The organism is Sphaerothrix gracilis Ecp01, assembly GCF_030405905.1.
GTDB classification, from domain to species: domain Bacteria; phylum Cyanobacteriota; class Cyanobacteriia; order Phormidesmidales; family Phormidesmidaceae; genus Sphaerothrix; species Sphaerothrix gracilis.
Genome location: NZ_JASATW010000067.1, coordinates 1 through 6,401, shown reverse-complemented (window position 1 = coordinate 6,401; position 6,401 = coordinate 1). Strand labels below are relative to the sequence as shown.

The following is a 6,401-nucleotide window of genomic DNA, read 5'->3' as shown; positions in this document are numbered from 1 at the left end:
GCTGAGTGAGGATTTCTTCAGGGCTGTGACTGCCCATCCCATCCCAGTTGATATGAATGCTTTGCAACGTCTCAAAGGTTCGGCTTTAGCACTCGATCTTTATGCCTGGCTGACCCATGAGTCATTTCGTAGCAATGCTCGAAAGAAAGCTCGAAAGGTTTCATGGCGATCGCTGCACAACCAATTTGGAGCCGAATATAGCGATTTGCGAAATTTCAGCCGGAAAATGATGGAAGCTCTCAACAAGGTCAAGATCGTTTTTCCAGGCCTTGAAGTTGAAACGTTCAAAGGGGGAATCGCTGTCAAACCTGGTCAGTTAGCGGTTTCTGCCATAAAGACAGCGTCAGTTCCACGAAAGTTAGAGAAGTCTACTCTTCCCACCTCCACAAGCTCAGAGGATAAGAGTGATGAAATCCCTGAATCTCTACGGCTATCGGCCAAGACATTAGGCAAAGCAACTGAGTTGATGCAAGAGACTGACTGGGACATCGCTGACATGGAAAAGCAATTTTACAATTACGTCCGAAGCAAAGGAGTACCAAAAGACCTAGGTCGAGCATTTCTAGGCTTTGTACGCAAGAAAATCCAATCTGAATCTTGAATCTCAAGTTCTGAACTTAAAATCTTTTCCTCCGAGCAATCGCTGAATTCCAAAGCCCTTGACCCCCGCGTTCCCAAATAGGTGGGTCTGATCATACACTCGCCCTCCTGATTTCTGTTTGTGGAAAACTTGTTAAGAATTATTTCTTTTCAACGCTGAATTGGTACACATTGCGACTTTTTCCACAAAAAACAGCGCTGAATTGGTACACATTACAACTTTTTCCACAAAAAACAGCGCTGAATTGGTACACATACGAACGCTGAATTGGTACACATTAGGATCAAAACAACGCTGAATTGGTACACATTCTTACGCTGAATTGGTACACATATCCTTTAATACACCTTTAGTTTTAAAAACACCTTTAGTTACGCGCAGCTTTTCTGTGGAAAACTCAAAGCGGAATTGCAAAGTTGCGGAAGGCGGTCAAGGGCTTCGCAAGGGCTTCTGCTTCGCTCCAGCCCCCTTGACCGCCTTCCGCAACTTTGCTCGGAGGTTAACAAGAGGAATGCTTAAGGCATTCCTCCAAAAAACAAGCATTGACAGAACACATACTTCAAAGCTCTCGACTGTCTCGGAACCAGTTGGAGCGTTTCGGCTTCATTGACAGCTACTTGTCACAGCAAGGCACTCGTTCATCGCACAAGTCACCCAGCCCTGAGACTACAAAATCGGGTTGCCTAAGCGAACGCGAAAGGTTCTAGTCACCGCGACTGGAGCTTTCCCTTGGCTTGGCCGACAAGTAAGTTATGAAGACCAGATTGTCGACCTTAGGTGGTTGGTACGAACCCTGCTTTTGCTTTAATATAGGCAAAATGTAAAAAAATATTGCGTTTGTTTGACTTAGAGCCAAAGGAACCCAGGAAGTTTTTGATGACTGCGTTTATTAATACGGTTGAGCAATCGTCCGAGCTACTCGTTAAAGAGTTTTTTCAGCTTTGTGAAGGAAACTGGCGTTCTGAGCGTCGTTACTACACGTTGCACAACGACGAGATTCAAGAGGTTGTTAGCTATCTAACAATTCGTTTCCTAAAGCAGGAAAGTTCTGAGCTTTTGAATCTGGCTCAGATGCATCAGCTAGAAAACTCTTCAAAATTAGTCTGTGGAGCTTTCACGTCATGGGAGAGCAACTATAAGGGACCCAGTGCCAAAACGCTGACGGGGTCTACCATCTTTGGCGTTTCTGGCACTACGCTGTATCGCGATCGCGGCTTTGCTACTTCTAAGCCCGTTTGCGCCCAGTTCTATATGCGAACTCCCAAGACCATGTGCCTTAAGACTGAGTATGGTGGATCAGCCTTTGAAGAAGAAATTAAGCTAATTGGTTCTGGTTATAGAACGCGGCAGACAATCATTTCGCGGGCTGGAGAAGAACAAATGATCGGTCAGTATTTAGAAAAGCGGACTGCTTGAGTGAAAAAGCTGGTAGGTTACTTCCGCCTGGTTAGTTACATTTGTTTACCTAAAAAGTAAACAAATGTTTCGTTTTGTGCGCGGCGAGATTAATCCTTTGTTGAAGGGAATTAGCCTTAACTGTCTCTGAAACTCTTTCGGTCAGGCGATTTTGACTTTTAGACTACAGCATAAGTGCTGGCAAAAGCGAAAATCGAAATTAGAAAAAAGCTACACTTATCCACAAGATCTGTAACGTTTTATCAGAGCTGACGCAGCCAGAGACGTTCATTCCCCTATGATTGGGATGAATTTATACGGTTTCATACGGATCAAGGAGCTTGCGTAGGCGTGGCTATTCCTCTATTAGAGTACTCCCCAGCTAGTCAAAATCAGCGCGTTGAGGGATATGTAGTTCCTGGAGATGATCAACCTAAAGTTTACTCAACTGACAATATCCTCTCCGGAACAGAGATGGACAATCTGATTGAAGCGGCTTATCGTCAGATGTTCTTCTATGCTTTCAAATGGGATCGCGAAGTTGCTTTAGAGTCTCAATTACGCACGGGGCAAATTACCGTCCGAGACTTTATTCGCGGGCTCATGCTGTCTAAGACTTTCCGAGATAGTTTTTACGAGAAAAATAGTAATTATCGTTTCGTTGAACAGTGCATTCAGCGCGTTCTGGGACGAGACCCTTACAACGAGCAGGAGAAAATTGCCTGGTCTATCGTGATTGCGACTAAGGGTCTTCAAGGCTTTGCAGACGCTTTACTCAACAGCGAAGAGTACATCAATAACTTTGGGTACAATACGGTACCTTATCAGCGTCGTCGAGTTCTACCTTCTCGTGAGGAAGGAGAACGCCCAATCAATATTAAGTCGCCTCGATACGATGCCTATTTTCGGGCCAAACTAGGCTTTCCTCAGCCTATCTGGCAGACTCAGGTGCGGCGCTTCCGCCCCCAAGAGAAGCAAGCTCGGGAGGGAGATCCGTCCCAGTTCCTGTCAATGGCTCAAAGTATTCGGCCCAGGAGCAATACTCCCCAGCAGCTCTCTGCGATGAATGTCGATTATCAAAAGGCTGTTCCTTACCGGAAACTTTCCTAACAACGGCTTTAGATGTTTTTAGCGCTTTTGCAAATGTGCAGAGGGTAATGCTAGCTGCCTATGAGTTCTCAGGGCTGATCTAGCTACTCATTTGCTTAATTTGCAAAGGCGCTTTTTCGTGCTTTCAAGCAAAATTGTTGCTATCAAATAATTTAATTTTTTCTTAATTTTTCGATTTGTTTTGAGTGTCTTCTGCGGACTGTTATTAGCTTTCGTAACTTTTTGTAAAAAAAGACCGCTTTCTAATAATTTTTAACAATTAGCACCTTCATGGCGTTGTATAAATGGTTCCTGAAGGGCTTTAAGAAATAAACAACAGGTTTTTGACCTGAAAATTGCTCAATTTGCTCTCATCTAAGCTGAGTAAATTTGGCATTAACTTAATTAAGCTTTTCATTTTTCAATAACCCTACCCAATCGAAACCAACTAGGAGGCTAGTTACCTATGCTCGACGCATACGCAAAGGTTGTTGCTCAAGCTGATACCAGAGGCGCATACGTTTCCTCTTCTGAGGTAGACGCTCTGATGAACATGGTTAAAGAAGGCAATAAGCGCCTAGACACTGTTAACCGGATCACCAGCAATGCTTCTTCCATCGTTGCTGATGCTGCTCGTTCTTTGTTTGAGGAGCAACCCCAGCTAATTTCTCCTGGTGGAAATGCTTACACCAACCGCCGGATGGCTGCTTGCCTCCGCGACATGGAAATCATCCTGCGCTATGTCACCTATGCAATGTTCACTGGCGACGCTAGCGTTCTTGATGATCGTTGCCTGAATGGTCTACGTGAGACCTATGTTGCCCTAGGTGTTCCTGGTGCTTCCACTGCAACTGGCATTCAAAAGATGAAGGATGCCGCTATTGGTATTGCTAACGATCGCAACAACATCACTCAAGGTGACTGCAGCTCTCTCATGTCTGAGCTGTCTGGCTATTTCGATCGCGCTGCATCAGCAGTTGGCTAAGTCTGAATATCTTTAGTTTGACTGACTATTAGCGAGAGCGAAGTCTAACTGATTGAATCAATTTGAGAGAGTAGGAGAGATTAAAATCATGAAAACCCCTTTAACTGAAGCTGTTGCAGCAGCAGATTCCCAAGGCCGTTTCCTCAGCCCCACTGAGTTTCAAGTTGCTTTTGGCCGCATTCGCCAGGCGGAAGCCAGCCTCACTGCAGCTAAGTCCTTAGCAGATAAGGCTCAGCAATTGGCAGATGGTGCTGCTCAAGCGGTATACCAGAAGTTTCCCTACACGACCCAGATGCAGGGACCTCAGTATGCAGCTGACCAGCGCGGCAAGGACAAGTGCGTTCGGGACATCGGCTACTATCTGCGGATGATCACCTACTGCCTAATCACTGGTAGCACTGGTCCTATGGACGAGTACCTGATTGCTGGCCTAGCTGAAATCAATAGCACTTTTGAGCTATCCCCCAGCTGGTACATCGAAGCTCTCAAGCACATCAAGGCTAACCACGGTCTATCTGGTGACCCTGCTGTTGAAGCTAATTCCTACATCGACTACGCAATTAATGCTCTAAGCTAGAGCATTAATTTGGCCCGGAAAAGCAGCTGTTCTTCTACATCAAGTAGTAAAGAGACCTGTTTTTTCGGGCTGTTTTGTAGGTGCCGGTTTGAAAGAAAACTGTCAAAAGTTGCTTATCAAGCGGAGAACATAATTATGGCCAGCTTAAAAGAGGCAGGGAAGTTAGGTATTCAACCATTCAACGAGGCTGAGATGGTTGAACTGCGACCTAACTGGGGAGCGGGCGATGTGCAAGCTGTCATTTGGGCTGCTTATCGTCAGGTGTTAGGTAATGAGCATTTGATGCAGAGTGAGCGACTGAGCAGCGCTGAATCTCTGTTAAAGCAGGGTAATATCACTGTTCGAGATTTTGTACGAGCGATCGCGCAGTCAGAACTATATCGAGAAAAGTTTTTTTATCCTAATTTTCAGATTCGCTTTATTGAATTGAATTTTAAGCATTTGCTTGGCCGTGCTCCTTACGATGAGGCGGAGATTGCAGAGCATGTTGATCTTTATAGCTCTCAAGGATATGAGGCCGAAATCAATTCTTATATTGATTCTGCAGAATATCAAAAGAGCTTTGGCGATCGCATAGTTCCGTACTACCGCGACTTTGTCACTCAAGGAATTGGTCAGAGAACGGTTGGATTTAGCCGCCTGTTCCAGCTTTATCGGGGCTACGCTAACAGCGATCGCGCTCAGAATCAAAAGCAAGGACGGTTGATCTGGGAAGTAGCTAGAAACACAGCTTCTCCCCTACCTCAGTCATCTGCTGCGCTGACAGGTGGTAATAGAAGCGATCGCAGCAATACCTATCGGGTCAAAGTTGCCCAATCGCCAACATCAGGCTCAACAGTAGTCCGGCAGGGAACGCGAGACTTTGTAGTTCCTTACAGCCAGCTTTCCAAGAAGCTGCAGGAGCTAAACAAAAGAGGCAGCAAAATCATCAGCGTGACCTCTGCCTAAGCCTATTGAGGATGCTTTTCAGATTTTAGAATCGTCAGGAATTCGATTTTTAATTCATTACGAAGGAGATTTAAGTGGCTATCACAACAGAATCCTCTCGGTTGGGAACAACCGCCTATAGAGACATTAGTCCGGTTGAGCTGCGTCCTAATGCGTCTCGTGATGATGTCGAGATGGTCATTCGCGCTGTTTACCGGCAGCTCTTGGGCAATGATTATCTAATGCAGTCTCAGCGTTTAGGAAGCGCTGAATCTTTACTGCGCGACGGAGGTCTGACGGTTCAAGACTTCGTACGCCAGGTAGCTAAGTCAGAGCTATACAAGTCAAAGTTTTTCTACAACTGCTTTCAGACTCGTACTATCGAGCTGAACTATAAGCATTTGCTGGGTCGCGCTCCCTATGATGAAGCAGAAATTGTCTATCACTTAGATCTCTACGAAAACGAGGGATACGAAGCTGATATCGACTCTTATATCGATTCTGCGGAATATCAGAGCGCCTTTGGTGACAACATTGTGCCGTACTACCGGGACTTTGAGACCACCAACGGTGGTGCAGGCCAGCAGACAGTTGGGTTTACACGCATGTTTCGCCTCTATCGGGGCTATGCCAATAGCGATCGCGCCCAGCCTGAAGGCGGAACGCCTCGCCTAGCTAGAGAACTCGGCCGCAACCAAGCCTCATCAGTGGTAGCGCCTGCTCAAGGTGGCGGTGGCTGGGGCTATCGTCCTTCTAAGCAGGGAGTCACGCCTAAAAGCGCTTTTGGCGGCGTCAGCTCTTTAGGCCAAGGCGGACGGCTTTACCGG

General features: G+C 46.1%; 7 protein-coding genes. All 7 read left to right on the top strand.

The window, feature by feature from the left end:
- On the top strand, positions 1-601 hold a 601-nt coding region (locus QJQ48_RS27380; protein ID WP_346294394.1), incomplete at its 5' end, for a replication protein RepA.
- Positions 602-1,477: 876 nt separating this feature from the next.
- Positions 1,478-2,017, top strand: coding sequence for a phycobiliprotein lyase (locus QJQ48_RS27375; RefSeq protein WP_346294211.1), 540 nt, complete (start codon positions 1,478-1,480; stop codon positions 2,015-2,017).
- Positions 2,018-2,347: 330 nt separating this feature from the next.
- Positions 2,348-3,106, top strand: a complete 759-nt coding sequence (locus tag QJQ48_RS27370) for a phycobilisome rod-core linker polypeptide (protein WP_346294210.1) — start codon at positions 2,348-2,350, stop codon at positions 3,104-3,106.
- Between the two features lie 445 nt (positions 3,107-3,551).
- Positions 3,552-4,070 carry a C-phycocyanin subunit beta gene (cpcB, locus tag QJQ48_RS27365; RefSeq protein WP_346294209.1) on the top strand — a complete coding sequence of 173 codons (519 nt, stop codon included), beginning with the start codon at positions 3,552-3,554 and terminating at the stop codon, positions 4,068-4,070.
- Between the two features lie 88 nt (positions 4,071-4,158).
- Positions 4,159-4,647, top strand: a complete 489-nt coding sequence (cpcA, locus tag QJQ48_RS27360) for a C-phycocyanin subunit alpha (RefSeq protein ID WP_346294208.1) — start codon at positions 4,159-4,161, stop codon at positions 4,645-4,647.
- Between the two features lie 135 nt (positions 4,648-4,782).
- On the top strand, positions 4,783-5,595 hold the full coding sequence (locus tag QJQ48_RS27355; protein WP_346294207.1) for a phycobilisome rod-core linker polypeptide: 813 nt from the start codon (positions 4,783-4,785) through the stop codon (positions 5,593-5,595).
- Positions 5,596-5,669: 74 nt separating this feature from the next.
- On the top strand, positions 5,670-6,401 hold a 732-nt coding region (locus QJQ48_RS27350; protein WP_346294393.1), incomplete at its 3' end, for a phycobilisome rod-core linker polypeptide.

Bases quoted from the DNA above. Each gene is read 5' to 3' on its own strand.
- QJQ48_RS27375 (WP_346294211.1), top strand. From the start codon at position 1,478: ATGACTGCGTTTATTAATACGGTTGAGCAATCGTCCGAGCTACTCGTT.
- cpcB (WP_346294209.1), top strand. From the start codon at position 3,552: ATGCTCGACGCATACGCAAAGGTTGTTGCTCAAGCTGATACCAGAGGC.
- cpcA (WP_346294208.1), top strand. From the start codon at position 4,159: ATGAAAACCCCTTTAACTGAAGCTGTTGCAGCAGCAGATTCCCAAGGC.
- QJQ48_RS27355 (WP_346294207.1), top strand. From the start codon at position 4,783: ATGGCCAGCTTAAAAGAGGCAGGGAAGTTAGGTATTCAACCATTCAAC.